The organism is Brevundimonas sp. FV1ps31S, assembly GCF_058681265.1.
On sequence record NZ_CM178735.1, the window covers coordinates 723,867 to 749,081 of the forward strand.

The 25,215-nt window shown below is 67.0% G+C and carries 23 protein-coding genes and 1 tRNA gene; 11 read left to right on the forward strand and 13 right to left on the reverse strand.

Features of this window, described 5'->3' with window-relative positions:
• Nucleotides 1–2 precede the first annotated feature (2 nt).
• The 3 genes from ACVPT3_RS03375 to ACVPT3_RS03385 are packed head-to-tail and all read right to left on the reverse strand — an operon-like array spanning nt 3 to nt 1,808.
• Complete coding sequence (locus tag ACVPT3_RS03375; protein ID WP_492042798.1) at nt 3–449, reverse strand: DMT family transporter; 447 nt, start codon at nt 447–449, stop codon at nt 3–5.
• A gap of 44 nt (nt 450–493) precedes the next feature.
• Complete coding sequence (locus ACVPT3_RS03380) at nt 494–967, reverse strand: NUDIX domain-containing protein (RefSeq protein WP_492042799.1); 474 nt, start codon at nt 965–967, stop codon at nt 494–496.
• A gap of 28 nt (nt 968–995) precedes the next feature.
• Nucleotides 996–1,808, reverse strand: coding sequence for a sulfotransferase (locus ACVPT3_RS03385; RefSeq protein WP_492042800.1), 813 nt, complete (start codon nt 1,806–1,808; stop codon nt 996–998).
• 260 nt (nt 1,809–2,068) lie between these two features.
• On the opposite strand from ACVPT3_RS03385, the gene ACVPT3_RS03390 reads away from it, so the two are divergent.
• The 5 genes from ACVPT3_RS03390 (at nt 2,069) to ACVPT3_RS03410 (ending at nt 4,697) form a co-directional block, all read left to right on the forward strand.
• Nucleotides 2,069–2,830, forward strand: a complete 762-nt coding sequence (locus ACVPT3_RS03390) for an SDR family oxidoreductase (RefSeq protein WP_492042801.1) — start codon at nt 2,069–2,071, stop codon at nt 2,828–2,830.
• Between the two features lie 4 nt (nt 2,831–2,834).
• Nucleotides 2,835–3,233 (forward strand): dihydroneopterin aldolase, encoded by a 399-nt coding sequence (gene folB, locus ACVPT3_RS03395; protein ID WP_492042802.1) that lies wholly within the window; start codon nt 2,835–2,837, stop codon nt 3,231–3,233.
• 83 nt (nt 3,234–3,316) lie between these two features.
• Complete coding sequence (locus tag ACVPT3_RS03400; protein WP_492042803.1) at nt 3,317–3,958, forward strand: DUF4870 family protein; 642 nt, start codon at nt 3,317–3,319, stop codon at nt 3,956–3,958.
• A gap of 10 nt (nt 3,959–3,968) precedes the next feature.
• On the forward strand, nt 3,969–4,352 hold the full coding sequence (locus ACVPT3_RS03405) for a hypothetical protein (protein ID WP_492042804.1): 384 nt from the start codon (nt 3,969–3,971) through the stop codon (nt 4,350–4,352).
• Between the two features lie 60 nt (nt 4,353–4,412).
• On the forward strand, nt 4,413–4,697 hold the full coding sequence (locus tag ACVPT3_RS03410; RefSeq protein WP_492042805.1) for a GNAT family N-acetyltransferase: 285 nt from the start codon (nt 4,413–4,415) through the stop codon (nt 4,695–4,697).
• Nucleotides 4,698–4,843: 146 nt separating this feature from the next.
• Here ACVPT3_RS03410 and ACVPT3_RS03415 read toward each other — a convergent pair whose 3' ends face one another.
• From ACVPT3_RS03415 to msrA, 6 genes are all read right to left on the reverse strand, one after another.
• A complete protein-coding gene (locus tag ACVPT3_RS03415; protein ID WP_492042806.1) occupies nt 4,844–5,830 on the reverse strand; it encodes an SDR family oxidoreductase in 987 nt (328 codons plus the stop codon).
• 66 nt (nt 5,831–5,896) lie between these two features.
• Nucleotides 5,897–6,214: a hypothetical protein gene (locus tag ACVPT3_RS03420; RefSeq protein WP_492042807.1), complete on the reverse strand. Its 318-nt coding sequence runs from the start codon at nt 6,212–6,214 to the stop codon at nt 5,897–5,899.
• A gap of 130 nt (nt 6,215–6,344) precedes the next feature.
• Nucleotides 6,345–8,309 carry a glucans biosynthesis glucosyltransferase MdoH gene (mdoH, locus tag ACVPT3_RS03425; RefSeq protein ID WP_492042808.1) on the reverse strand — a complete coding sequence of 655 codons (1,965 nt, stop codon included), beginning with the start codon at nt 8,307–8,309 and terminating at the stop codon, nt 6,345–6,347.
• Between the two features lie 148 nt (nt 8,310–8,457).
• Nucleotides 8,458–10,305 (reverse strand): acyltransferase family protein, encoded by a 1,848-nt coding sequence (locus ACVPT3_RS03430; RefSeq protein WP_492042809.1) that lies wholly within the window; start codon nt 10,303–10,305, stop codon nt 8,458–8,460.
• A gap of 115 nt (nt 10,306–10,420) precedes the next feature.
• Nucleotides 10,421–11,740, reverse strand: a complete 1,320-nt coding sequence (locus tag ACVPT3_RS03435; RefSeq protein ID WP_492042810.1) for a VOC family protein — start codon at nt 11,738–11,740, stop codon at nt 10,421–10,423.
• A 113-nt stretch (nt 11,741–11,853) separates the two neighbouring features.
• Nucleotides 11,854–12,504: a peptide-methionine (S)-S-oxide reductase MsrA gene (gene msrA / locus ACVPT3_RS03440; RefSeq protein ID WP_492042811.1), complete on the reverse strand. Its 651-nt coding sequence runs from the start codon at nt 12,502–12,504 to the stop codon at nt 11,854–11,856.
• Between the two features lie 138 nt (nt 12,505–12,642).
• Here msrA and ACVPT3_RS03445 point away from each other — a divergent pair.
• Nucleotides 12,643–12,732 (forward strand) — tRNA-Ser (locus ACVPT3_RS03445).
• On the opposite strand, the gene ACVPT3_RS03450 is transcribed toward ACVPT3_RS03445, so the two are convergent.
• Entirely contained in the window at nt 12,700–13,941 is a 1,242-nt protein-coding gene (locus tag ACVPT3_RS03450) for a recombinase family protein (RefSeq protein ID WP_492042812.1), read from the reverse strand. The two genes, ACVPT3_RS03445 and ACVPT3_RS03450, sit on opposite strands and share 33 nt — an antisense overlap.
• Here ACVPT3_RS03450 and ACVPT3_RS03455 point away from each other — a divergent pair.
• The 5 genes from ACVPT3_RS03455 to ACVPT3_RS03475 all read left to right on the forward strand — a co-directional run bounded on the left by ACVPT3_RS03455 (nt 13,940) and on the right by ACVPT3_RS03475 (nt 21,424).
• Nucleotides 13,940–14,623, forward strand: a complete 684-nt coding sequence (locus tag ACVPT3_RS03455) for a hypothetical protein (RefSeq protein WP_492042813.1) — start codon at nt 13,940–13,942, stop codon at nt 14,621–14,623. The genes ACVPT3_RS03450 and ACVPT3_RS03455 overlap by 2 nt on opposite strands.
• 118 nt (nt 14,624–14,741) lie before the next feature.
• The gene (locus ACVPT3_RS03460) at nt 14,742–15,314 is read left to right on the forward strand and encodes a DUF1353 domain-containing protein (RefSeq protein WP_492042814.1); all 573 of its coding nucleotides are present in this window, start codon (nt 14,742–14,744) and stop codon (nt 15,312–15,314) included.
• A 499-nt stretch (nt 15,315–15,813) separates the two neighbouring features.
• On the forward strand, nt 15,814–17,949 hold the full coding sequence (locus ACVPT3_RS03465) for a TonB-dependent receptor (RefSeq protein ID WP_492042815.1): 2,136 nt from the start codon (nt 15,814–15,816) through the stop codon (nt 17,947–17,949).
• 73 nt (nt 17,950–18,022) lie between these two features.
• On the forward strand, nt 18,023–19,369 hold the full coding sequence (locus ACVPT3_RS03470) for an MFS transporter (protein ID WP_492042816.1): 1,347 nt from the start codon (nt 18,023–18,025) through the stop codon (nt 19,367–19,369).
• Nucleotides 19,370–19,465: 96 nt separating this feature from the next.
• Entirely contained in the window at nt 19,466–21,424 is a 1,959-nt protein-coding gene (locus ACVPT3_RS03475; RefSeq protein WP_492042817.1) for a cellulase family glycosylhydrolase, read from the forward strand.
• Between the two features lie 16 nt (nt 21,425–21,440).
• Here ACVPT3_RS03475 and ACVPT3_RS03480 read toward each other — a convergent pair whose 3' ends face one another.
• The 3 genes from ACVPT3_RS03480 to ACVPT3_RS03490 are packed head-to-tail and all read right to left on the reverse strand — an operon-like array spanning nt 21,441 to nt 24,895.
• Nucleotides 21,441–22,661, reverse strand: a complete 1,221-nt coding sequence (locus ACVPT3_RS03480; protein ID WP_492043779.1) for an amidohydrolase — start codon at nt 22,659–22,661, stop codon at nt 21,441–21,443.
• A gap of 6 nt (nt 22,662–22,667) precedes the next feature.
• Nucleotides 22,668–23,375, reverse strand: a complete 708-nt coding sequence (locus tag ACVPT3_RS03485; RefSeq protein WP_492042818.1) for a TetR/AcrR family transcriptional regulator — start codon at nt 23,373–23,375, stop codon at nt 22,668–22,670.
• A complete protein-coding gene (locus ACVPT3_RS03490) occupies nt 23,372–24,895 on the reverse strand; it encodes a carboxylesterase/lipase family protein (RefSeq protein ID WP_492042819.1) in 1,524 nt (507 codons plus the stop codon). Before ACVPT3_RS03490 ends, ACVPT3_RS03485 begins: the two co-directional genes overlap by 4 nt.
• Nucleotides 24,896–25,215 lie beyond the last annotated feature (320 nt).

The following is a 25,215-nucleotide window of genomic DNA, read 5'->3' on the forward strand; positions in this document are numbered from 1 at the left end:
GCTCACGACCGCCGAACCAGAAGGACGCCCGCCAGAACCAGTCCCACCCCGGCGATGCGGCCCAGGTTCAGCGGCTGGCGCGGCACGCCCAGGGCGCCGAAATGGTCGAGGACCAGGCTGAGCAGAAGCTGGCCGCCCACCATCAGGGTGATGGTCATGGCCACGCCCAGGCGCGGCACGCCCCAGGCGGCGGCGACCACGAAACAGGCGCCGTAGACCCCGCCCAGCCAGGCGTACCAGGGCAGGGCCCGGGCGGCGGCGAAGTCGGGGCGGGTGTGCATCAGGGCGGCGACGATCCCCAGCACCGTCGTTCCGACGGCGAAGGAGATGAAGGCCGCATTGACCGGCGAGGCGACGGCGGTCGCCAGCTTGGCGTTGGTCGGCGCCTGGAGGGCGGTGGCGCCCCCGGCCAGGACGACGACGATAATGGCGAGGAGCGAGGGGTTCATGGCCTTGGCTAGCACGGCTTTCGCCGGTTGAGCAGAAGTCCGCCTCACCAATTTGTATCGGTTTGTACGTCGTCGAAGATTTCGGCCAGGCGGGCGCGCGTGCCCCGGTTCGCGTCCTCGGGCAGGACGGCGGGGTGGAACCAGCCGATTTCGGCGATTTCGCCCTCGCTGGACCGCTCGCCCAGGTCGAAGGCGTCGATGCGGAAGACCAGCACATGATCGCCGGCGAAGAAGCGCTCGTTGGAATGGATGGAGATCAGGCGCGGCGGGGTGCGGGCGATCAGACCGGCCTCTTCTCTCAGTTCACGCACCACGGCGTCCTGGGTGGTCTCGCCCTTGTCCACCCCGCCGCCGGGCAGCCACCAGCCGGCCAGATAGGTGTGTTTGACCAACAGCACCCGCCCGCCCGCGTCGACGGCGACACCGCGCACCCCCAGGGTCTTGCCGCGCGTCAGCCGCGACCAGACGAAGAAGAGGGGGCGGGTGAAGGGTTCGATGCGGGTTCGCCAGGTGCTCATGGCGCGACCATGGCATGACGGATCATCGCTAGGTCAAGAACCGCGCCGCAGCGCCCTGGTTGCGGATCAGATAGAGGGCCATGTCGCGCAGGCGGGGAAGGCGTTCTTTCAGGCGGCGGCGCAGCGAGGGGGTCTCGGTGTTGACGCTGGGGGTCAGGTCGGGTTCGACGCCATCCAGAACACGCATCCAGCCGCGATCCGGCTCATAGCCCAGGGCGATCAGCTCTGCGCCGATGTCGCCGTGACGACGCAACTGACCCTGGAGCCGAGGCAGGTGACGGCGCCAGGCGCCCAGGCTGGACGGACAGACGGGACGGATCTGGCGCATGGCCGGAGCCCATTCGGCGTTCGGCCGGTCCACGGCGAGGTGATAGTCCGAGAAGCGACGGATCGGCCGCAGCCAGGGCATGACGGTCATCAGTTCGGTCTGGACCACGTCCGGCTCGGTCACCAGTCGATGGTAGTCGACGACGTGAAACCGCGGATGGTTTCGGGCGCGGGCGGCGGTGCGGGCGGCGCGGCGCCAGACCCGCAGATTGGTGAAATAGCGGCCGGGGTAGGCGGCGTGTTCGCTGGTGATCACCTCGCGCGGGTCGCGGGCCAGATAGATGACGTCCAGTCGGGGATCCAGTTTCAGGATGGCCACCGTCGCCTCCACTTCGCCCGGACATTTGGTGCAGACCAGGCGGCGGTCGCGGGGCACGGGACGACGCAGCCGCTGTTCCGCCTCGACCGGCCCGTCGATGTCGAAACAGGTCAGGATCATGACGTGGAGCAGGGTGGTGCCGCTGCGGGGCGCGCCGGTGATGTGCAGGCGTCTCGGGCGGGGGGCGTCGTGCATTCTGGTCCTCTTGAAAGCGAGGCGCCAGTGAAGCCGAGCATTGCGGGCGTCGTTGGGTGATCGGGTATCGGCGGTGTTTCAGTCCGGGGGCGGATGTTTCGCGCGTGAGACGCAGGATGGAGGCGCCGGGGCCGCTTGAACCCCGCCGCCACTCGCTCTAATCCTGAAGGCCAACAGGAGCATAACCATGCTGGCTCTCGGCATCATCTTCGGCTTCATCGCCGTCATCGCCCTCATGAACCTGGTCGAGTTCGGCCGGGTTGACTGATCAGGGGCCCAGCGCCGTGCGGGGCGTCGCCCTGGTTACGGGCGGGGCGCGACGGATCGGGCGGGCTATTTGCCTGACCCTGGCCAAGGCCGGTTATGACGTGGCCGTGCATCACCATGCGTCGGGCGAGGACGCCCGGACCCTGGCGGACGAGATCGCGGCCCTGGGGCGGCGGTCGTGCTTGTTGCAGGCGGATCTGATGGACGAGGCTCGGGTGCGGGGGCTGGTTCCTGCGGCGGCCGAGGCGTTGGGGCCGGTGACGGTGCTGGTCAATAACGCCTCTGTATTTGAGGACGACCGGATCGGCGGCCTGACCCGCGAAAGCTGGGACCGGCATCTGGAGACCAATCTGCGGGCGCCGCTCGTGCTGGCCGAGGCTTTTGCGGCCCAGACGGTCGAGGGGGCCATCGTCAATCTTCTGGATCAGAAGGTGCTGAAGCCGGATCCGCGCTTCTTCTCCTACAGCCTGTCGCGCAATGGCCTGTGGTGGGCCACCCAGACCCTTGCCCAGGCCCTGGCGCCCGGCATCCGGGTCAATGGGGTGGGGCCGGGGCCGACCCTGCCGTCGATCCATCAGACCCCCGAAGAATTCGCCGCCGAGGCGCGCGGCACCCTGTTGCAGACCCCCGGCAGCCCGGATGCGGTGGCCGAGGCGGTGCTGTGGCTCATTGACGCGCGGATGGTCACGGGCCAGATGATCGCCGTCGACGGGGGCCAGCATCTGGCCTGGCGCACCCCGGACATCCAGGAGTAGTCGCGTGGTCCAGTCGTCTTCGGTATCGCCGTTCCCGGCGGACGAACCGCTGCGCTACGAGCGGCTGAGCGTCTTCGTGCGCGGACTGGAGGTCGAGGCCGGGATCGGGGTCTATGACCACGAACAGGGGCGATTGCAGCGGCTGGTCATCGACGTGACCCTGGAACTGGCGCCCAGGCCGATCGAGCGGCTGGGCGACACCATCAACTATGAGACCGTGGCCAATGCGGCGCGCGCCATCGCCGCCGAGGGCCATGTGGGCCTGGTCGAGACCTTTGCCGAACGTCTGGCGCGGGCCTGTCTTGAGGACCGCCGGGTGCAGCGGGCGACCGTGCGGATCGAGAAGCCGGGCGCCCTTCAGGCGGTTATCGCGCCGGGCTGCGAGATCGTTCTGGCGCGCTAGGGCGTTGCGTCGGACCCCAAGGGCGGCCATTGTCGTTAATGATCCAGCCGCCTGGGGCGGCGCGAGAGAAGCGTTCCTCATCCATGGCCGAACCCGGCGATCCGACAGGCCCCGAGGCCGGTTCCGACGACCACGATCACGACGCCCATGTCGGTTTTGTCTCGCCGGCGTCGCTGGCAGGCCGGGCGCGCCCGGCCGAGACCCAGCCTGAACAGAAGCCCGAACCGAAGCCGGAGCCCTTCGAGACACCCGCTGCAACACGCGAGCCCGACCTGTTCGATCCGCCCGAGCCCCTTCCCCCCGTCCGATCCGATCCGTTCGTGCGCACCGCGCCGCAGGCGAAGGTTCCGCGCGGATCGTCTCCGGGCAAGCCGGGGGGAAACCGGGTCGAGCCGGCGCCCGCGCCGATGAGCCTGTACGCCGTTTACATCCTGATCCTGCTGGCGGTGCCCAGCCTGGGGCTGTCGGCCGTGCTTGCCTTGCTGGCGGTGACCGGACGCGACGGCCCCGAAGAGCCCCTGGCCGCCAGCCATTTCGTCTATCAGCAGCGCACCCTGTGGAGCGCGGCGGTGGCGGCGGTGCTGGGCGGCCTGCTGGTGATCGTCAATATCGGCGTCTTCGTCCTGTTCCTGCTGGCCCTGTGGATCCTGGCGCGCGGCGCCTTCGGCGTCCTGCGGCTGAAGGCCGGGCGGGCGATCGACAATCCACAAAGCTGGCTGTTCTGAAAGGGCGACCATGACGACCGAACCGAATTTCACCGCCGGGCAGGAATCGGAAGGCAAGGTCGCCGCCCTGATCGCCTGGGCCCTGTTCATTCTGTCCATCCCCAGCGCCAATGTGCTGGTGCTGGTCGGGCTGGTCGTCTCCTATGTGGCGCGCGGCACTGCGGTGGGCGTGGCCCGGCAGCATATCGAGGCTCAGATCGCCCTGTTCTGGTCCGTCTTCTGGTGGACCATCGCCGCCTGGCTCGGAATCTTTGTCAGCGCCCTGCTGTCGGTGATCCTGATCGGGATTCCCTTCCTGCTGCTGTTCGCCCTGATCTGGTTCCTGCTCAGCGTCTGGTTCACGGTCAAGAGCGTGCTGGGCCTGATCAACCTGCTGCAAGACAAGCCGATCTGACGCACCCGGCCGATGGAACGTCCAGCCCTCCAAGCTGTTGAAGCGAAAAGGGAGTTGAGTATGGGACCGTTCACGGACGCCACAAATGAGAACCGCTTCGAACAGGAGTTCGACAGCGAGGCCGGGCACGGCCGGGTCTGGGCCGACTACGCGGTGCGCGGCGGGGCCCGGATGATCCTGCACGTCGAGGCGGAACAGGGGCTGCGCGGCTCCGGCGCCGCCGGGCGTTTCATGCAGTCGATGGCCGAATATGCGCGTGAAAAGGGGCTGAGACTTTTCCCCCGCTGCAGCTATGCGGTGATCTGGCACAAGCGACATCCGGACTACGACGACGTGCTTGCTTAAGGCGGCGCGACCCATTTGAGTCCGTCATCCTCGCCCTCGTGGCGAGGATCCATACTCCCGGTCTCTCACGTCTGAGACCGGGAGTATGGATTCTAGGGACAAGCCCTAGAATGACGAGCAAGGGGGAGCCTCCTCCCCAAGACCCCTTATCCCCCCGAATAGCCGCCGATGATGGGCAGGATCTCGCCGGTGATGAAGCTCGACATCTGGGGCGAGGCCAGGAAGACGTAGGCGGGGGCGATCTCTTCCGGCTGAGCCGGGCGTTTCATCACCGTCTGGGCGCCGAACTGGGACGTCTTGTCGGCGTCCTTGTCGGCGGGGTTCAGCGGGGTCCAGACCGGGCCGGGGGCGACCACGTTCACGCGGATGCCGCGCGGCGCCAGGTGCGTGCCCAGCGAGCGAGCGTAGGCGTGGATGCCGCCCTTGGTCAGGGAATAGTCCAGCAGGTCCTTGTTGCCCTGAAGCCCGGTGACCGAGCCGGTCATGACGATGGCGCCGCCGGCCTTCATGTGCGGAACCGCCGCCTTGGTCATGTTGAAATAGCCGTAGAGGTTGGTCTTCAGCGTCCGGTCGAAATGCTCGTAGGTCAGGTCCTCGAACGCCTTGACGTGTTCCTGGAAGGCGGCGTTGGGCACGAGGACGTCGAGACGGCCGAAGGCGTCCAGCGTGGCCTTGACCGCCGCCTCGGCGAAGGCGGGATCGGCGACGTCGCCCTTCAGCACCACGGCGCGACGGCCCTCGGCCTCGACCGCGGCCCTGGTGGTTTTGGCGTCATCGTCCTCGTCCAGATGGCAGATGACGACGTCGCAGCCCTCGCGGGCGAACAGGACAGCGACCGAACGTCCGATGCCCGAGTCGGCGCCAGTGATCAGGGCGGCGAAGCCCTCAAGCTTGCCCGACCCCTTCCAGAAGGGGGCGTCGTACATCGGGGCGGGGTCCAGGGCGGCCTCGTCGCCGGGCTTGGTCTGGTGCTGTTTGGGAAAGGGCGGTTCGGGATAGGGCCGCGCGCCGGCCTGGACCGCGCCGGATGACTTGTCGCCGCCCGACTGCTGGTCCTTGGCGTCTATGTCGCGCTGGATGGCGCGTTCCTGGTCGGCGGTGGCGTTGGCGCGGGCGTCGAAACGGTCGTCCATGACGGTCTCCTGAAGACTGGGGGGGGCTTCAGGAGAGCGATCCAGACGGAGAGCCGTTCCCAGTCTTCAGCCGACCCGGCCGACGATGGTGCGGATGGTCTCGGCCCGGTTTGGCAGATCAGCGGCCAAGCGGGTTGCGATCTCGCGCACGCCCACGGGATAGGCGTCGCCTCCGGAGGCGATGTCCTTGGCCTTGTCCGCAGCCTGGGTCAGAAGCTTCTCGAACTGTTCGATCTCTTCCAGCGCCAGGGCGTGGGCTTCGAGCTGGAGGCGTTTGACCCTCTCGCCCGTGGTCTCGGGCGCGCGCATCAGGTCATAGACGGCGGCCTCGGTTCCCACGAGCCGCAGGTCGGGTTTGGAATCGGCGCCGGTCTTCTTGGTCATGGAATCGGATCCCCAGCAGAGCTGAGGATCGAAAATGGCTGCTACCAACCGTCGCGTCGAGCTTGACCGTAGCGGTTATGGCGGCGCTGTGGCCGCCATGCATCGGTTTTCGCTGGCTTAAAGCCGGGACCTACAGCTCGGGGGCGCGAGCCGGGACCATGGCCGGAGCCGCAACCGGGGCCAGGACGCCGCCGGCGACCGCCCGCAGCGGCGAACGCGGCGTGTGCAGCACGGCCGGATTGACGCTGACGCCGTCCTGGGCCGGCGTGACCAGGAAGCCCTTGGCCGCGAGCTTGTCGCCCGAGCGGACGCGCGAGGTCCAGACCGCGATCGGTGCGGCCAGCAACAGCGGCAGGACGATCGGGGCGAACCAGGTGGCCAGGTCGGGACGGACGCACAGCGGGATGATGAAGCCGACGCCGGCGATCATCTGCCAGCGCATGGCGCGCAAGGCGTCGGACCATGCCAGGCCGTCGGCCTCGCGCTGCTGCGTCGACCAGCCGGTGTCGTGGCCGGACAGGATCTGGATGAAGGCCTTGGTGTTGGCGACCATCAGGATGGGGGCCAGGATGGCCGACAGGGCGATCTCGGCAGCCATGCCCTTGGCGATGGCGCGACGCCCGCCGAAGGCGCGCAGCTCGGCCGGACGGCTGAGGACCAGGGCGGCGCCCATGAATTTGGGCCCGATCAGCAGCACGCCCGACAGGAAGGAGGCCAGCATGAAGGGGGTGAACTGGGGGTTCAGGATGTAGAAGAAGCTGGTCCAGTCGACCGGATAGAACATCTGGATGAACAGACCGACCATCAGCGACGCCAGCCACAGCGGCGAGGAGAGATAGGCCATGCAGCCCATCGCCAGCTGCAGGCGGCTCATCGGCGACAGGCCCTTGGCGCCGATCAGGCCCAGGTGCTGCAGATTGCCCTGGAACCAGCGGTGGTCGCGGCGGATGAAGTCGGTGATCGACGGCGGGGTCTCTTCCCACGATCCGTCCAGGGCGGCGGTGACGTGGACGGCCCAGCCCGCGCGGCGCATCAGGGCGGCCTCGACGACGTCGTGGCTCATGATATGGCCGCCGAAGGGCTTGCGACCCGGCAGATGGGGCAGGCCGCAGCAGGCGGCGAAGGCGCGCGTGCGGAGGATGGCGTTGTGGCCCCAGTAGCTGGATTCTGAACCGGTCCAGTAGGCCAGGCCCGCCGCGGCGACGCGGCCGTACAGGCGCACCGAATACTGAGACACGCGGGCGAAGATGGTGCGGGCCTTGATGATGACCGGTGCGGTCTGGATCAGGCCGACGCCCGGATTGCGTTCCATGGCGTCGACCATGCGCAGCAGGGTTTCGCCGGCCATGGTGCTGTCGGCGTCCAGGACGATCATGTTCTCGTAGGCGCCGCCGAAACGACGGACCCATTCGGCCAGATTGCCGGCCTTGCGCTCGGCATTGTCCGAACGGCGGCGGTAGAAGGTCGTCGAATTGGCGCTCAGGCGGAAGGCCTGGAAGACCGAAAGCTCGGCTGCGGCGGCGGCCTCCTTGGTCGAATCGCTGAGCACGAAGATGTCGAAGGCGGCCGAGGCGCCGAGGCGGGCCAGGGATGCGTCGATCAGGGCCAGGCGCGCGAACGAGGCGCGGGCATCCTCGTTGTACAGCGGCATCAGCAAGGCCGTGCGGGTGGTCGGGAGTGCCGGGCGGGGCGCGAAGGCGAGGTCGGCCTGGTCCTTGCCGCGCAGCATGACGAACAGGCCCATCAGGCCGCTGACGAACCAGCAGGAGATGGCGGTGATCAGGACCATGAAGATGCCGAAGGCCAGCATCTCGGTGGGATCCCAGCCCTTGCGGGCATAGAGATAGAAGGGAGTGATGGCCGACAGGCCGGTCAGCACGACGGTGCCGGCCAGCAACATGAGGCGGCGCAGGGCCACGCCGTGCGGGGCGGTCGCCGGCGTCGCGTCCGCGACTGCGTCAGGCGCGCTCAGCGACTGAACCGGCATGGCCAGCGGCGCCTCGTCGGGCAGCCAGGACCAGGCCGGCCCCTGCGGAGCCGAGTTGATCGTCTCGAATTCAGCCTGTTCGACAGGCCGGATCGCCAGCTTGTTCATGCCGCTCTGGACGCCCCCGTGTTGACCGACCGTCACCCGAAGGCGGGATGACGCGGACTGCTGCATCGCAGCGTGCGCCTATAGTCGATCACATTCGCGCGATTTTCAATCACGCAATGTTGATATAGGCGAAAAATATCAGAGATATTTAACTAGGTTCGCCGGCGGTGCGGTCATTTAGCCCGTCGTGCGGCGACTCCAGCGCGATGCGCAGCAGTTTACGGTCCAGAACCCAGGCCGCAACCCCCACCCAGCAAACCAGCACCAGAGCGTAGGCACGCTCCCAATAGCCGACATTGGCGTCGTTGACCGTGCCGGGAAAGACGAGATGTTTCGTAACGACGGTCAATATCGCCATTATGACAAAGGTGACGGTGAGGAAGATCTTCAGCCGCGGCACGTCCCGGCGCGAGGCCAGACCCCATAGCAGAAGCACCGGCGCCAGCTGGATCCCCAGGGCCAGGTTGATGATCATGTGGCGCGGATCGGGCCAGGGATAGAGGGTCGAGGCCGACATCCCGGCGCCGGCCAGGACGAAGACCACGGCGATGACGGCCCCCGCGACCCGCGCCGCGGTCAGGGCGTAGACGGCCAGGCCGAAACCGATCCCCGCCAGGGCCGCCATGAGCCCGGCGACGAAGACCCCGCCGTTGAAGATCATCGGCGCCCGGGCCGTCGCTCCGCCCAGTTCGCTCAGATACTGGGTGGCGTTGTTGAAGCCGGGGTAGGCGGCGATGGCGGCGGCCACCACCGTCAGGGCCAGAAGCGGCGCGGCCACGCCCACCGCAAGCAGTCGACGGCGACGGTGATAGGCCCCCGAGGGTCGGCGCAGCGCCTGCAGATCCAGCGGCCAGGGGCGGTCGTGCAGCGGCTTGAGCCCCCACAGCGGACGGATGGCCGGAATGCGTTTCACGACCTCATAGATCGCCAGACTGCCCAGGAAGGTGATCAGGATCAGCGACAGGGCCTCCAGGCCCACAGGCAGACGGGCGGTGCGGATAATCCAGACGGCGGCGACCAGCACGGTCTGGTGGGCCAGATAGAGGGGGAAGGTCGCCTCGGTCAGATAGGTTAGGACCGGGCCGCCGCGAGACCGCAGATGCCGGCTGCCGAAGCCCAGGATGGCGACGATCACCGCCCACTGGTCCAGGCCGTACACCATGGCCTTGGGCACGCCCCAGAAGGCCCGCCCGCCCGGATGCCAGACCTGGGCCATCATGATCGGCAGGGCGACCGCGGCCAGACCCAGGGCGACCCAGCGATAGCGCTCCATGTCGCGCCAGATCGTCTCGCGCCGGACGATGCAGAAGCCGAACAGGAAGGCCCCCAGCGACAGGGCGTGATTGTACCAGTCGGCGTGCAGGACATTGGTCACGCCGAACCAGGGAAACAGCAGGATGCGGATGGCGATCAGATAGAGGATCGGCAGGATCAGGACGCGCGGCCCCCGGAGAATTGTCTCCAGCCCGTTTCCGATCCGGTCGATCAGGCCCGGCGCGCGCCACAGCGCCACCGTGACCAGACTATAGGCGGCGATATAGACGATGAACCACAGGTGGTTGACCGGAACCCCGTCGGCCAGGCCGCTCCAACTGAACTCATGCACCATCCAGGCGGCGAAGCCCGCCAGGCCGCCGGGCCAGCCGGCCTTGTCCATCGCCTCGATCCACGACTGGATCGGCACCAGGACCACGGCGCCGAACAGCAGGGGCGGGACCAGTCGCGCGAACCGGGCCCGCGCCACTTCGCGCGGGGTGCGGCGGAAGGTCATGAACCGCAGCGCCGCCCCCGAGACCAGGAACAGCAGGGTCAGCCGCCAGGGATTGGTGATCAATATGGCTTCACGCATCCACCCGAAGGTGTGGACGCTGTGCACGTGCCAGCCGTAGACTCCGTAGACCAGACCCACATGATACAGGATCAGCAGGCCGAAGGCGCCGACCCGGATCCAGTCCAGATCATGACGGCGCGCGGACGGGGAGGTGGAGGGTGACACGGCCGCGTCTATGATCCGGAGCGCGGCGCGAGGCAATACGGCGGATGGTCTCGGGCCAGGGGCGCGTCGCGCCGCAACCGTTCATTTCCGCGCGGCCGGGCAGGAGAAGCGGGGGCTATCCCGCCTCAGCCATGCCGAGCGCCTTCATGGTCGAGGCGATCGAGGCGTCCTGTTCGGCCTGGTACAGAGCCATTTCGTCCAGGACCGACCGGCCCAGGGCCTGTTCGAAATCGGCCCTGGCCGGATCGACGGCGTAGGCGGCGCGCGCCTCTGCGCCCAGGTTGGACTGGAAGATGCCGGCCGCGCTGACGGGCAGGAAATCCTCGTAGGTGAGCGGCTCCGCGACGACGTGTCCCAGGGCAATCAGGGCCTCGAGATCTTCGGTCTGGGCGGGGGTCGCCAGGCCCTGCGGCGTCGCGCGATACCGGAACCAGGCCAGGCCGTCGCGGCGCAGCGCCGTCCAGTCGTCGGGCAGGGCCGAGAAATCCTTCGTCGCCAGCGCGGAGTCATAGAGGGCGCGGCCGGCGAGGGTCAGGGCGCAGCCGCGCTGTTCGATCTCGCCGAACCGGGCCGTGTGGACCCCTTGGACGGCGCCGTCGGCGCCGGGGAAGGCGATGGCCTCCTGCAAGGCCTTGAAACTGGTCTGGCGCAGCAGGATGGGGCAGGCGCGGGCGGGCGGGCCCTCTATCGTCTCCTTGGGCGTCACGCCGCGTTCGGGCATGGCGGCCTGGGCCGCGTCGATGTCGAGGGTGCGCGGCGTCAGATGGTTGATGTGCGGCCCCCTGAAGCTGACCACGTCGGCGATCAGCCGGTGGGCGGCGACCAGCCGTTCGTAAGTCTCCGCGCTGACTGTCGCCTCGGCGTGCCAGCGGAAGGTCTCCAGCAGTTCCGAGACGAAACGGTCGGCCTGGTCCTCGTCCAGCCCCCCGGCGGTTTCGGCCGCCTCGATCAGGGCGCGGGCGCCGGGCGTGAAGATGTCGCGACGGGCCAGGGCGGCGGCCGCCTCCCGACGCAGGGCCTCGTCTTCGATCAGCTCAAGCCGCAGCAGCGAGCAGAAGACCCGGAACGGATTGCGCGCCAGGGCCGCCGGCTCGACCGGGCGGAAGGCCGTCGAATGAACCGGCACCCCCGCCGGGGCGAGATTGTAGTAGCTGACGGGAACCATGCCCATGATCGCGAAGGCCCGGGCGATCATGGCCAGCTCCTGGGCCGTGCCGACGCGGATGGCGCCGTGCCGTTCCTGGGACAGCCGCGCCAGTTCGCCCGACGCCGCCAGCCGATCCGCCTCCGCCCGGTCCCCCTTCAACGCGTCGGCGTTGATGTCGGCCACCAGGCTCAGCAGTTCGCCGTACTGCGGCACCTCGGCCCGGTACATGGCGGACAGGGCCGCCGAGAAGCGGGCGCGGATGTCGTCAGGATGGACGAAGGCGGGCATGGATGAAGCTCCCTGGACGGTTTTCGCCCTTCCCTACGCCGGTCGGCCGCCGACGCAAAGCCGACGGTCGCGTACGCTAGCCTGGGCCGCAGGCGGAGAGCCGCCGTGCCCGATCAGGCCTCGACGCCGACCCCGATGGGGCAGACCACGCCGGTCCCGCCGATGCCGCAATAGCCTGCGGGGTTCTTGTCCAGATAGGCCTGATGATAGGCTTCTGCGTAATAATAGGGGCCAGCCGGCTCGATCTCGGTGGTGATCGTTCCGCGCCCCGCCTGGGTCAGGGCGGCCTGATAAGCGTCGCGCGACGCCTCGGCCTCGCGCTGCTGGGCGTCGTTCAGCGTATAGATGGCCGAGCGATAGGTGGTGCCGACATCATTGCCCTGGCGCATGCCCTGGGTCGGGTCGTGGTTCTCCCAGAAGGCCTTCAGCAGTTCGGCGTAGGTAATGGTCTTCGGGTCGAACACCACCTTGACCACCTCGGTATGGCCGGTGCGGCCGGTGCAGGTCTCTTCATAGGTGGGATTGGGCGTGACGCCGCCGGAATAGCCGGCCGAGGTCACCCAGACGCCTGGCAGTCGCCAGAAGATCCGCTCCACGCCCCAGAAGCAGCCCATGCCGAAGATCGCCGTCTCGAATCCGTCCGGATAAGGGCCTTTGAGCGGATTGCCGCTGACATGGTGCAGCGTGTCCGTCGCGAGTGGCTCGGCACGGCCGGGCAGGGCGGTTTCGGCAGTGGGCAGTTCGGCGCTCTTGTTGAACAACATGGGCATGGTCTCCGGAGGAAAATGACTTCAGCGCTATATGGGGACGTCAGAGGCGCTTGCCGAGGGGGCCATGGTGTTCTATCAGGCCCGCCTCCCGCCGGATCGACCTCCGGCGGCGCGCACGACGTGGCGTGGAACGGACAGGTGGCGGAGTGGTCGATCGCGCACGCTTGGAAAGCGTGTGTAGGTGAAAGCCTACCGAGGGTTCGAATCCCTCTCTGTCCGCCACTTCAGTCCCTGAGTGGGCACTGCTGCTGCATTGCCGTTCGCGGCTAGCGTCTGAAGCAGCCGGTCCTTCGATCCCATAATACGAACCTCGCCTGTATGAACCTCGACCCTCTGGGCCAGAGCGCGCAGGTGGTCGCGGCGATAGCCGCCGCCATCCAGGCGCATGCGCTGGCGGGCCGTGCGAGCGAAGCGCTTCAACATCTCCGGCGTGATGGCTTGGCACCTTGAGCCGTTCAGCAGAGCCTGGGCGCGGTCGGCGTCGGCTCTGGCCTGGTCCCGGACCGCCTTCAGGCCGTCGAGGCGATCCTTCAGCGCCGGGTCGTCCAGATCGGCCACACCGGCCTCTATGGCGTCATACAGCCGCTTCAGCCTCTGGCTGGCCTCCGTGGCGCGCTTGTTCAGTTCGGCGATGTGGTCCCGCCGACGCTCTGCCTGCTCCTGGCGCCGGTCGAGCACAGCCTCCAGCACCTCTTCCAGCCGCTGGGGCTGAAGCAAGCGCGTCTCCAGGTGCTGGGCGACCAGATCGTCCAGCTTTTGCATCGGGACCGCCATGCCATCGCAGGCGGTCGGGCCTTGGCGAGCCTTGATCGAGCACGCGTAGTAGCGATAGCGCCCGCCCTTGCCGGTGCGGATGGTCATGGCGCCGCCGCACTTGCCGCAATGGATCAGGCCCGTCAGCAGCGTTGGGCCGGATACCACCCGCGCAGGCATGACCTTCGGGTTCCGGGCCTTGAGAAGCGCCTGAACGGCGTCGAAGGTTTGCCGGTCGATCAGCGAGGGCACGGAAACCAAGACCACTTCGCTGACCGGCTTCTTCTTGCCGTCCTTGTCCTTCCGATTGAACTCGTGCTCGCCAATGTAGGTGCGCCGGGTCAGGATGCGGTGCACCTGACCGATGCCCCAGCGCCCGCTGTCGCGCGTGAAGATGCGGCGACCGTTTAGGTAAGAGACGATGGCCTTGATTCCCATCTGGCCAGAGGTACCGTCGCCCTGGAGCGCCAGCCGGTACATCAATCGCACCGTGTCGGCGTGGAGCGGATCGATCTCCAGCACCTTCTTGACCTTGGTCCCGCGCGTCTCGGCCGCGACAATGCGATAGCCGAAAGGCGGACGCGCGCCGTTCCAGAATCCCTGCCGCGCATTCTCCTTCAAGGCGCGGGAGACGTGCTTGCCGTTCTCTTTGGACTGATACTCGTCAAACAGGGCCATGAACAGACTCTATGACAACCCGCGCTGGCGGGAGGAGCACATAGGGTGGGCCGTTCGGACCGCTCCGACGCTTTTTGCGCAGTACGAGCGCAAAGACAGCGACACGACCGCCGACGCCGAAGAGACCAATAATCTCAACTTCGGGCTCCAGACGTCGGGCTTCCTGCAAACCCGAGGTGATTGGACGCGAACCCACTATTTCGTCCTCAACGGCCGGTTCCTGTCAGACGACAATCTGGACGCTCGCGCCTGGTCGGCCGTGGCCCGCGTCACGCCTGACCTGGCGTTGCCGGGGTTTGACACGCCCCTGTACTTCGCCGCAGACCGCGCGACCTTCCGATGGCTCGTGACAGGAGTGGCCGACTACGAAGCGGTCGATGAGCCGGGGGCGAAAGTGAAATGGGCGACCAAGCCCGAGTTCGGACGGATCGGTATCGATGTCGAAGGGGAGGTCCGGTTCTTTGTCGATATGGAGCAAAAACAAGCCTTCCGCATGAACCTGTCCTATGGCCTGCGCGAAGCTCTGTCCGGGAGTGAAGGCGACGCCGACCTTCTTACCGCCAAGCTCCTATTCGAGCCGACCCCGAGCTATTCGTTAGGTCTGGTCTATCGTCGGGGAAGCAATCTCGACAGTTTCGAAGCCGTTGATCAATGGACGGTGACAATAGGTGTACGCCGGTGATGCCGCTCCCGGAGGCTGGGCCGACCCACGACTATCCGGCGCGTCACGGCCGGCGCCGGCCGGGGCAGAGCCGGGCCTTGGGCGGGAAACTCCATCGGAAGTCGGGAGGGAAGAGGGGATGAGCGCAAAATTTGGGACCTTCAGCGGCGAGCCGGAGACTGTATGGCTGACGTCGCCGCTCGGTGGCCGGCTGATGCGGCTGACGGCCGATTTCACCTTCACCCATGCGAGGGACGGGCGGATTTGGTCGGCGCCGAAAGGCCTGGTTCTGGACGGGGCCAGTATTCCGCGATCCCTTTGGACCGTCGTGGGGTCACCGTACACGGGCGACTACAGGCGCGCCTCGGTGGTTCACGATCAGGCATGCCTAGACTATCCCACGGAAGGCCCTGAGCGAAAGGCGGCCGATGTAATGTTTGAGGCGGCGTGCCGGGCCGGGGGCTGTTCTGCCCTTCAGGCTAAAGTCCTCTACGCCGGGGTCCGCGTGGGGTCCCGCCGGTCACGATCCTCGCTAGTCGAGAGGGATGAGGCAAACGCGATCTGGTTCGATCTGCCGGAGGAGGAGGAGGCGCTTCGGGCGCGTTTCGTCACCATGGGACGCGAGCTCGCCGTGACGGAAGGCCTAGTGGACGAGGAGCCCGAAACCGCAGTGGCCGAGGTCGATGCGCTGTTGGCCGCGCACGGGTTCTAGTGATGTTGCGACCAGGCTGTGGCGACGCCTCGACGGTACCGCCTGCAGGTCGCTCGGGCCGTCCGGAGCGCTGGTCGCGATCAGCGATCGGTTGAGCCCACCATGAACCTCGACAGGCAGACTAGTTTTGTCCTGGCGCACAGATAATGCTGTCCCCGACGATTTGATGAATTGTCGGCGTTGTAGCTGCCCGGGCCTTACGCCTTAGCTCACCGGTCTTCCGGCTTTCCGGCCTTCGGCAGGACGCGCTGCTTCGAGTTTGGCGCACTCATTCACATCCGGAACCACCGAACCACGCAGGCGGGACGCCGTGCCCCCGCAACCTAGCGGTCACACGGCCGGTCGTGGACGTCAAAGATGTTCATTCTTTCATGAATGACCGTTGACGAGGCCGGCCTTCGGTGAAACACCTTTGCGTATGGCGACGGAGATCGCCTTGGAAACACCAGCGAGAAGGGGGCCTATGATGGGTCGCAGCATTTGGATTTCGAGCTCAGCCTTGGCACTGATCTGGTGCGGGGCGGCTCAGGCGCAGCAGGCGGTCCCGGAGCCGGACACGAGTCCGGCGCTGGAGGAGGTTGTGGTCACGGCGGAGCGCCGCACCAGCAACCTGCAGCAGACGCCGATCGCAGCGGCGGTCTTCAGCGGCGAGCAGCTGCAGAACAAGGGTGTGACCAATATCGAATCCCTGCAGTTCGCCGCACCGTCAGTGACTGTCCAAAATTCGGGCATGGGCAACAGCTTCAATATCCGCGGGATCGGCAAGACCGAGAATTCCTCGAGCATCGGCGTGGGGGTCATCACCTACCGTGACGGCGTCGCGGTCTTTCCGGCCTATCTGCAGAACGAACCCCTCTACGACATCGCGAGCCTGGAGCTGCTCCGCGGTCCCCAAGGGACGTTCGCCGGCCAGAACGCCACGGGCGGAGCGGTCTTCATCACCCAGAAGAACCCAGACCTGTCGGGCGTCGGGGGCTATTTCACCGGCCAGTTCGGCAACTATGAGCATGTCCGCCTGCAAGGCGCCTTGAACCTGCCGATCGCCGACACCCTGGCCGTCAGGCTGGCCTTCAACACGGACCAGCGCGACAGCTTCTATAATGTCGTCGAGGGCGCCCCCACCGAAGGCGAGCCTGGCGCCGTGGACAATCAGAGCTACCGCGTCAGCGTTTTGTGGCAGCCGACCGACGCTCTGCGCGTCCTGTTCAAGACCGACTACAGCAAGTTGGATCTTGGGGGCTATCCCACCACCCCCGTCGGCTCGACGGACGGTCTGTTCGACATCCGCACCAACGGGCCGTTCGCGGCTCAGGACGAGATGCTCCGGTCCGTTCTGAACATCAGTTATACGTTCGACAACGGCATGATCCTGCGGTCGATCTCGGGCTATCAGGACGGGAGTTCGCTGGTCGATTCCGATACGGACGGAACTGCGACCCTGCCGTTCACCTCCCACATCGACGTGAGCCAGAGGCTCTGGTCACAGGAGTTCAACCTGATCTCGCCCGACACCGGCCCGCTGCGCTGGATCATCGGGGCCTATTATCAGGATGATCTGATCACCTTCCCCGAGGGCGGGTACATCACCACCCAGTATCTGTCGTCGACCGTGCCGCTCCTGATCGCGACCACCCTTGAGGGCCGCAATCCGAAGACGACTGCGGCCGCCTTCGGCCAGGTGAGCTATGATCTCACCGACCGGCTGGAGCTTCAGGCGGGGGCGCGCTTCTCGCGCTCGACGGTCGAGAACGACGCCGTCAGTGCGATCCCGGCCCTGGGGCTTTCGATCACCCAGGACGACCGGGTCGTGGATGAGAAGGTCACCGGCAAGGTCGCGCTGAACTGGACGCTCGATGAGGACAACTTCCTCTATGGCTTCGTGGCGACCGGCTACAAGGCCGGCGGGCTGAACGGCCCGAACATCCTGGGCGTCACCCCGGGAGCCTTCGAGGGTGAGGAGGTCGTCGATTTCGAGGCGGGCTGGAAGTCCACCCTGCTGGACGGACGCCTGCGGACCCAGATCGGCGGCTACTACAACATCTACGAGAACTTCCAGGTCATCATCGGCGACCCGACCACCCCGACCATCACCACCATTTCCAATGTCACCGGCGAGACGAAGATCTACGGTCTGGAAGCCTCGGCCCAGGGGCGTTTCGGAGCGCTCGGGCTTGATGCCGGATTGTCGCTGTCGCACTCGGAGCTGGGGGACTTCTTCGCCATTGACCAACGGGGCTCCCTGACGGGCGGGTGTGACCCTGACACCGGTCCGGCCTCGACAAACTGCGTCAATGTCGGGGGCAACGCCCAGACCTATGCGCCGGAGATGACGTTCAATCTGGGCCTCGAATACGACTTCGTCGTCGCCGGCGGCCTGCTGACGCCTCGCGTCGATTACAGCCATATCTCCGAGACCTTCGGCACCATCTTCGCCAATGAGGCCCGTGGCGACCGGCTGGAGCCCCGCAATATCGTCAACGCCCAGCTGACGTTCGAACCCTCGGGCGGCGCCTGGAAAGTGCAGGCTTACGGGACCAATGTCTTCGACGAGGAATACATCGGCGCCGTGAAGAGCGGGCAGCGCTATGCGGGACCGCCGCGCCAGTATGGCGTCCGCATTACCCGCAACTTCTAGACGCCAGGGCGGGAGCGGCCATCAGGGCGCTCCCGCCACCCAGCCAACCGTGCCGGTACCGAGTAGATCAGAGATGACCACATCGTCCGTGGAGCCGGTCGCGCCGCTCGCGCCTCAAAGCTCAGGCGGCAGGTTTCGCAAGACCGGCTGGAGCGTCATCTGGCTGCTGACCCTGACCACCTTTTCGGCCCTGACCGTCGGCGGGCTCCTGGCTCCCCTACAGGAGGCAGCCAAGGCTGAACTCGGGCTCACGGACCTTCAACTCGGCATGATCATCGGCACGGCGACGGCGGTTCCGGTCGCCGTCCTGTCCCTGCCGATCGCCTGGATGGTCGATCACGGGACACGCATCCGGCTTCTGATCGGGCTCTCCGTGCTCTGGGCGGCCGGGACCATCGGCACCGCCTTCGTGCAGGACTTCTACAGCCTGTTCGCCGCCCGACTGGTCGCCGGCATCGGCGCCGGCACCGTCTTTCCTGTCGTCGTCTCCCTCCTCGCCGACGTCTGCATGCCCGAACGCCGGGGGCGGTCGATGCTGCTGGTCTCGATCGGGGCCTGGGCCGGGGCCGCCGCCGCCTTTGCCCTCGGCGGGGCGCTGTTCGGCTATCTCTCCGCCCATCCCGGGGCCGGCCTGCTGGGCCTCGCCCCCTGGCGCGAGAGCCACCTTCTGGTCGGCATAGGCGCCGCCCTGCTGGTCCTGCCCCTGTTCCTGATAAAGGAACCGGCGCGGCACGAGGTCGAACAGACGAGCACGGCGCTGGGCCCGACGCTTCGCGCCTTCTGGAAACGCCGCCGGTTTCTCGGGCCGTTGTTCGTGGGTCAGTTTTCCGGATCGCTCGCTGAGGGCGCAGCCGCGCTCTGGGTCGGCTCGGTCCTGATCCGCCAGTACGGGCTGGGGCCCGCCGAGTTCGGAACCTGGATCGGGCTGGTCATCCTGGGAGCGGGGATCCTCGGGTCCCTGATCGGGGGGTATACGGCCGACGCCGGCCAGAAGCTCAGGATGCGCGGCGGCATTCTGCTGCCGGCCCTGATCGCCACCGCCATCAGCATACCGGCTAGCCTGTACCCGATCATGCCGACGGTCGGCGGCTTCGCCCTGGTCCTGTTCGTCCTGCTGGTGGGAGGGACCATCGTCAATCTGGTCAACGCCGCCGCCATCGCCGTGCTGATCCCCAATGAGGAGCGCGCCACGAGCCTGGCGGCGCTGAAGATCATCGGCACGCTCGTCGCCGGGCTGGTGGTCCCGCCGGTCATCGCAGGAATGACCACCCTGCTGCCGGGGCCGTCGGGCCTCGGCCAGGCCCTCGCCTGGCTGGGGGGCGTGACCGGGGTGATCTCCCTGATCGGCTACTGGCTGGCCATGGTCAACGCGCCCGCGTCCGTGGCGTCGGAGCCGGTTGCATTTGGGCCCGCCGCCTGATCCCGGCTTTGACCTGTTTCAGACCGAGTCTGAGGATCGGACATTTACCTGCCGGGGCCGCCCCGGCGCTTTTTTATTCTTTAGTGGCTGAAACTCATGGCTGAACGTGACGACAAGGCGAGAGCGGCGGCCCTCGCTCCCCTAACCCGGGTAAGCTTCGGGGAGCGCGCCTTCCGGGATCAACAGGGGCGTGATCTGATCCTTCGGGGCGTCAACTTCGGCGGCGACAGCAAGGTCCCGTTCAGCCCGGCTCAGCCGACCTATCTGCCGACGGACTTTGCGGACCACAGGACGGTCAGCTTCATCGGACGGCCGGCGCCCCTGGACGAGATCGACAGCCATTTCGCCAGGATGCGGCACTGGGGTTTCAACTGCCTGCGGCTGCTGACGACCTGGGAGGCCGTCGAGCACGCGGGCCCCGGAATTTATGATGAGGCCTATCTCGACTACTATGCCGAGGTCTGTCGCCTGGCCGGCGCCCACGGCCTGTATGTTTTGGTCGATTTCCATCAGGACGCCTGGGCGCGGATGTCCGGGGGCGACGGCGCACCCGGCTGGACCTTTGAGGCGGCGGGGCTCGATTTCACCCGCTTCCATGCCTCCGGCGCGGCCCATGTCATGCAGCAGGCCTATGATCCGGTGCTGGGCGGACGCCAGGACAGCTACCCGGTCATGAGTTGGAGCGGGAACTACGCCCGGCCCGCCAATGGCGTGATGTGGACACTGTTCTTCGCAGGCCGCGATCTGGCCCCCGACGCGAAGGTCGCAGGCGTGCACCTGCAGGACCTGTTCCAGGATCACTATCTGGGAGCCATGCAAGCCCTGGCCGCCAGGCTTGTCGACATGGATCATGTCCTGGGCTTCGACACCCTGAACGAGCCGGGCGCCGGCTATATCGGCAAAGGCCTGTCGGACCCCATCGTCCGCTATCGGGGGCCGATCTGGTCGGCGCTCGACGGTCTGGCCCTTCTCTCTGGCCTCACCCGCACCCTGCCGGTCGTGGCGCCCGGTCAGGGGATCTGCGGCGAGACCCGACTGAACACCGATGGGGTCGCCGTCTGGTTGCCTGGACGCGAGGATCCATTCCGCGCCGCCGGTGTCTGGGACATCCGCGAGGGGCAGGCCGTCGCGCTGAAGGAGGACCATTTCAAACTTAGGTCCGGCCAGCCCATCGATGTGGGCCGGGACTGTATGGCGCCCTTCTTCCACCGTGTCGCCAGGGGTGTGCGCGCGCTGCGTCCGGATTGGCTGCTGTTCGCGGAGGTGGATCCGTTCGAGGCCTTCATGGGCCATGGCTTCCCCGACGGATGTCCGCTCAATACGGTCAACGCCAGCCACTGGTATGATCTGACGACCCTGGTGACCAAGACGTTCGACCTAGAGGGCAAGCATGTCCTCACTGGTGAGCCGCGCGACACGCGCGCTGCGATCGAACAGAACTATGTCGCCGAGATGAGCCGTATTCGGGCTGCAGGGGACCGTCTTGAGGGCGAGGCGCCGACCCTGCTCGGGGAATGCGGGATTCCGTTCGACATGAACGATGCGCAGGCCTACCGACGCTGGGCCGAAGGAGAGCGTGGCCCGCAACTCTGGGAGTCACACACTCTCGCCCTGGACATGATGTACAATGCGATCGACCAGCTGGGCCTGTCCTCGACCCAGTGGAACTATACGGCGTCCAATCGCAACGATCCGATGATCGGCGACGGGTGGAACCAGGAGGATCTGTCGATCTGGTCGGCGGATCAGGCGGCGACGCCGGGTGATCCGAACAGCGGTGGACGCGCGGTGGAGGGGTTCTGCCGCCCGTTTGTCCGGTCCGCTCAGGGACGACTTCTCCGCCAGCGGTTCGATCGCGACAGCGGCGTTTTCGAAGCCGAGATCGAGGTGCGCGGGACTGCGACAGGCCCAACGGAAGTCTATGTGCCGTCCGTCCAGTACCCGAACGGCTATGATCTCGCCGTGAGCGGCGGAGCGGTGGTTCGAAACGACGCCCAGATCGTCAGCATTGCCGCGGACGGCGAAACCCTGGTCGTGAGGGTCACGCGCCGCTGACCGCCGCGCGGCCTCCTCACCGCTGCGGCTCAGGTCTTTCGGCCAGCCGCGTCTCCTCAAAGAAGGTCTCGACCAGGGCGGTCCAGAAGGCCACGCCCGATTCCAGAGCGCCGTCATTGAAGTCGTACCGGGGATTGTGGAGCAGGCATCCGCCCTCGCCCGGGCCGTTTCCGAAGCCGAGGTAGGCCCCCGGCGCATGTTCCAGCATGAAGGCGAAATCCTCGGACCCCATGACGGGCGCGATGTCCGTCGCGACGCGCTCATCTCCCACGGCGCGCCGGGCGGCGCGGGCGGCGAGCTCCATCGCGGCGACATCATTCACCAGCGCCGGATACCGCTCGCGATAGGCCATGGTGATCCGCACGCCATAGGCCGTGGCGACCCCCTGACGATGGGCCTCCATCCGGCGCCGGATCTCCTCGATCACCGGGCGTTCGAACCAGCGCAAGGACCCGCCCAGCGTCACCGCGTCCGGCAGGATGTTGTGCGCGGTCCCGCCTGAAATCATCGTCACAGCCAGAAGCGCGGCGGAACTCGCCGGCGTCTGGCGTGGCACGATGGTCTGAAACCCCATGATCAGGGCCGCCGCCGCGACCACGGCGTCACCGCCATCGGCGGGATTGGCCGCATGTCCGCCCTCGGCCTCGATCCGGATGTCGAAGGTGTCAAAACCCGCCAGCATGGCGCCGGGCCGCGTCACGAACCGGCCCACCTCCAGGCCCGGGAGATTGTGCAGGGCGAAAACCTGGCGAACCGGGAACCGTTCGAACAAACCCTCCTCGACCATACGCTGCCCGCCGCCTTCATTCTCTTCGGCGGGCTGGAAGATGAAGACGACGTCGCCGGCGAACCGGCCGCGCTCCTGGACCAGATCGACGATCCTGCGCGCTGCCCCCAAAAGCATGGCGGTGTGGCCGTCATGGCCGCAGGCGTGCATCACGCCGGGACTCCGCGAGCGGTGGCTGGCCCCCGTCGCTTCCTCGATCGGCAGGGCGTCCATGTCCGCCCGCAGACCAAGGGAGGGCGCGTCCGGCCCTCCCGTTCCGCGCAGGATCCCGACAACCCCGGTGCCGGCGATCCCGGTGTGAACCTCCAGCCCCCAGTCCCGCAGACGTTCGGCGACGAAGGCCGAGGTTCTGTGCTCCTCGAAGGCCAGCTCAGGGTGGGCGTGGAGGTCGCGCCTCCAGGCCACGATCTCGGCGCCGTGCCGATCAAACCAGGTCTCCAGGTCCGCCATCACGCCTCAACCGTCACTGCCGTGTTCCCCCACGCCGGACTGCCGCAGGGCTTCAAACCCCCCGGTGAAGACGACTTCCATCGCCTCGCAGATGGCGAGCATTTCCGAAGATCGGCACTGACCGCCCGACAGCACGTCGATCCGTCCGGTCTGGGCGAGCGAGAGCGTCAGGGCTCCGGAGAGCAGATGGTAGAACCAGAAAAGCTGGCGCTCGGGCGCCTCCGGGGCGATGCGTCTGAGCAGGGCGATGAAGCGCTGGACCACGGGGTCGAAATGCTGATGCATGGTGTCGCCGCCCCAGACAGGGGTGTTGTTCACCTGCGCCACCAGGGCCGCATAGTTCAGCCAGGCGGGATCGCCCTCCTCCAGCAGGAGGAACATCGGCTTGAGGAAGGCTTCGATGACGCCGCGCACGGCCATGGCCTGGCCGTGTTCCGCCTCGTAGCGGTTCAGACTGTCCAGACGCATCTGGTTCACCACCTCGGCGCGACGGCCGAACGTGGCGCTGAAGAGCCGTGTCTTGTCCTCGAAATAATAGTGGACCAGGGCCGTATCCACGCCGGCTTCTGCGGCGACCGCCTTCAGGGTGACACCGTGCAGGCCGTCCCGCGCAAACAGGGCTTCGGCCGCATCAAGGATGCGGTTCATCGCCTCCTCGCGCCTTTGCGCCTTGGACTTGATGGGGGGGCGGGGGCGGGCGATGCTGGCTGTCATCGGCTAATCCTAACTGAAAACAACCTCCGCAGGCGATCCCGGGCCCGTATCAGAAGGATGAGCAGGCGAGCCTTGCGTTCGTGATGGTCCAGAGACGCCTTCCACCAGCCCGGCCGCATCGTTCCGCCCGGCGTCCTGTCGAAGACACGCCACGCATCCTGTGTACGGTCATAGGCGGGCCAGTCCGCACCAGGATCCCCGTCCCGGGCAAATGCGATCCAGCGCGCGTGGACGCCCGCAGCGACAGCACGATCCGCAGCGGTCGCCGACGGGGCGCCGTCCGGCCGATGATCCAGCGTCTCGAAGACATGAAAGATCTCGGCGCCGTGGGCCGCGCGGTTCATGGTTTCGCGGCGCGCCTCCTCCACATAGTCGAAGGCATAGAGCCACGCTCTGGACCGGCGCGGTCGGGCGGCGATCCAGCGCGCAGGGCCGGCGAACCCGAAGTCCCGGAAGCCCAGGCGGACAAGCTGGTCCTCATCGCCCGCAGCCTCGGGGTACAGCCGTGCGAGAGCCGCGTTCGGCTTGATCATCGACCGGAACCGCTTCACGCCGTCGCCATAATTCAGCAGTGAATCCTCGCCGCTGTTGACCCCGATCATCAGCGGGATGTCGGCAAAGTCTCCGCGAGCGAAGGCGCTGATCGGGTCGCGCACCAGCAGGCGACCGTCGATGACCGGTCCGAAACCGCCCTCGACCCCGGCAAGACGGTCCGAGGGCACAGCGCGTAGTTCGGCGGCGTCCGTCCCTGCCACACCTAGGGCGGTCATGGCGGCCACGCCTCGGGCTTCGGCCGTCTTCAGCGGCGTCGCCGGCAGCCAGCCCCCGCCGGACTGGACGATCGCCTTCTGGAACAACCCCCTCGCGCGGGGCGCCGTCATCAGGGCCAGGATATCCAGTCCGCCCGCAGACTCGCCGAAAAGGGTGACATTGGCCGGGTCGCCCCCGAAGGCGGCGATGTTGTCACGGACCCATTCCAGGGCGGCGATCTGATCCAGCAGGCCCGGAGCGCCGAGGGGCTGGTCGTTCGGAGCTTCCCGCGTCAGGGCAGGGTGGGCGAAGAAACCGAAATGACCCAGCCGGTAGTTGACGGTGACCAGAACGACGCCGTCCCGGGCAAAGGCTTGGCCGTCGTAGAAGGGCAGGGATCCCGCGCCCATGCGGTTGGAACCGCCGTGCAGCCAGACCATGACGGGCGCCCCGCTCTCGACCTCGGTCGGAGCCCAGATGTTCAGCGTCAGGCAGTCTTCAGATGTGGGTTCAGGCGCGCCCCCGATCGAGACGATGTCTGCGACATCCCGAGGGCCGGCCTGCGGCCCGGGGAGCCCGAACTGACCTGCGTCACGTTCGCCCTTCCAGCCCGGATGCGGCTGCGGCGGGCTCCAGCGGAGCTGACCGACCGGAGGCGCCGCATAGGGCGCCCCGCGCCACACCCTGGCGTCCCCCTCGCGCCGCCCCCTCAGCAATCCCGCAGGCGCGTGAACAAGCGGCTGCGCCTCTTCCATCGTGATCCGATCCATTCTTTCCATCCCGCCCGGCTCGCGCCGTGTTCTTCATCCGGCATTTGGACGATCATGGCAGAAGCCCCGTCGGCCTGACTAGGTCATTCATTGTATAATGAACGAATACCTTCGCCAGCGCCTCGCCACCGCGCCTTGCCTCGTTGAATGTCTCCAACCAATCCGCTTCATGGCGCGATGACGCCTGATCGGCGGTGATTGGCGGCGCTGGCGGCGTGAATCCGGTCGGGACCCGAAGAATGCAGCCGACAATCTCTTTTCTATTAGCATATCGAGTGCCATAAGTTTGGCGTTGAGCAAGGCTGAGCCGGAGACGAGCC